The sequence below is a fragment of the Sphingobium sp. D43FB genome (assembly GCF_002312805.1).
Classification (GTDB): domain Bacteria; phylum Pseudomonadota; class Alphaproteobacteria; order Sphingomonadales; family Sphingomonadaceae; genus Sphingobium.
On sequence record NZ_NMUA01000109.1, the window covers coordinates 1 to 1,971 of the forward strand.

Annotated in this window: 2 protein-coding genes; both read right to left on the reverse strand. The window is 59.2% G+C overall.

Annotated elements, in window-relative coordinates:
- The coding region (locus SxD43FB_RS25035) for an efflux transporter outer membrane subunit (RefSeq protein ID WP_141249633.1) at positions 1–1,190 on the reverse strand (1,190 nt) is incomplete at its 3' end.
- Positions 1,191–1,197: 7 nt separating this feature from the next.
- On the reverse strand, positions 1,198–1,971 hold a 774-nt coding region (locus SxD43FB_RS23435; protein ID WP_141249634.1), incomplete at its 5' end, for an MFS transporter.

The following is a 1,971-nucleotide window of genomic DNA, read 5'->3' on the forward strand; positions in this document are numbered from 1 at the left end:
AGCACTACCTGCCGATATTGTGCCTCGGCTTCATCGCGACCAGAGCGTGCCTGTGCTATCGCCGCTGACGTTCGTCCAAAATCGAGCAAGCCCCATTGCAGCTGAGGGACGGCGATGTTGGAAATATTGCCCAGATCTACCAGGTCTCCGATCGACGTGCCGCCAATCCCGAGAATCCCCATGAAGCTGATTTTCGGAAAACGAGCTGCTTCCGCGACTCCTATCCGGGAAGTTGTGGCAGCGAGATTGCGCTCCGCAGCGCGGATGTCGGGACGGCGGCGCAGGAGCGCCGAAGGGTCTCCGATCGACACCCGCGCAGGGGGCATCGGGATATCGCGCCGTGGCGTCAATAGCGGATCGAGAGATCCCGGCGCTTCACCGGCGAGAACCGCTAGCGCATTCATATATATTACGATCTCAGCATCGGCTGCGGCGAGATCGCTGATCGTGGCCTGAACCGCGCGGTTCGCTTGGCCGACAGTAAAGGCCGGGATTGTGCCTTGCCCGAAACGCTGCCGGGCTAGGGCGAGCTGCTGCCGCTGAATGTCGAGACCTTCGCGAAAAGCGGCGGCGCGCTGCTGCCGGTCACGAAGATTGGTATAGGTCTGCGCGACTTCAGCGCTGAGCTGGACCTTTGCGTCTGCAACATTATACGCCGCTGCCGCCGCCAGCGCGTTTGCCGCTTCGATTTTTCGCACCTGCCCGCCCGCAAGATCTATTTCCCAGTTTGCGTTCAGACCAAGGTTGTAGAAACGCAGAGACGTGTCGGCATCCTGGGCGGATGAAGGCGCCGGAACAGGTGTGGGTGTAGGAGTACTACTTCCTTGACTGGTCTGGAGATCGATCCCGGGAAGATCGGCAAATATGGCCGCGCCCTGAGCACCAGCCGTCGGCAGGCGGTTTGCTCGCTCCTGGCGTACAGACGCACGGGCTTGGCGAAGTCGGGCCTGCGCAACATCAATCGAGGGATTCGCGACAAGAGTGCGCCGCTCGAGCTCATCGAGAACCGGATCTTGCAGCGTCGCCCACCATTCGGCGAGTTCAGGCTCGCTGGTCGACGCATCTGCTGGTTGACGAACGAATGTTGGCCGCGGCGCGGCTTGGCCGAGCTCTGGTGGTCCGGAATAGTCCGGGCCGACCACACATCCACCAAGGAGCAGCGGAAGGATGAGACCACTTAACTTTGCCATTACCACCTCAATGCATCGTCAGCGACATCCCCTTGGGGAGCGGGCGAAGGAAAAACACGAACGGGAGCGTCACAAAAGTCGCTACCGCCATCGTCAAGAATATGTCGTTATAGGTCATGACGAACGCCTGCTGCTGAATAGTGCCAGCGAGCGACTGAAGGCCGGCGTCCATATTTCCCAGAGTATGAGACATCCCCGCGATATACTCCTGCACGCTTGGATCGTTTGCCCACAGCGTTTCCTCCATCCGTCGGCTGTGGAGTGACATGCGCTGGTCCTGGAACGACGTCAGGGCCGCCAGAGCGAATGAGCCACCGAGGTTTCGCGCAGCATTGAAGATGCCTGAGGCATCTCCAGCATCCTCCTTGCTGACTGAGGTAATGGCGGCTTGGTTCAGAAAGAGCATGACAAAGATCATCCCCACCCCGCGCAGCAGCTGACCGGTAGTAAAGGCTTCGCCTGCGGATTCCACTGTGAGACTGGTGTTCACAAAGCAGCTAGCAGCCATAAGCGCGAGGCCAGCGCCAACGGCCAGCCTGATATCGACAAACCGCATCAGAAACGGTACGAATGGCATCACAAAGAAGGCAGGAACGCCCATGAGAAAAATAACCTGTCCGGTCTCGAGGGCATTATAGTCGGCGATAAGCGACAGGAACTGCGGGATGACGAAGGTCGATCCGTACATCACCATGCCCAGCGCTAGCGCCATGATAACGACGCTGCCGAACTGTCTGCTCATGACGATTCGCAACTTAAGGACGGGCTTTGTTGCCCGGAT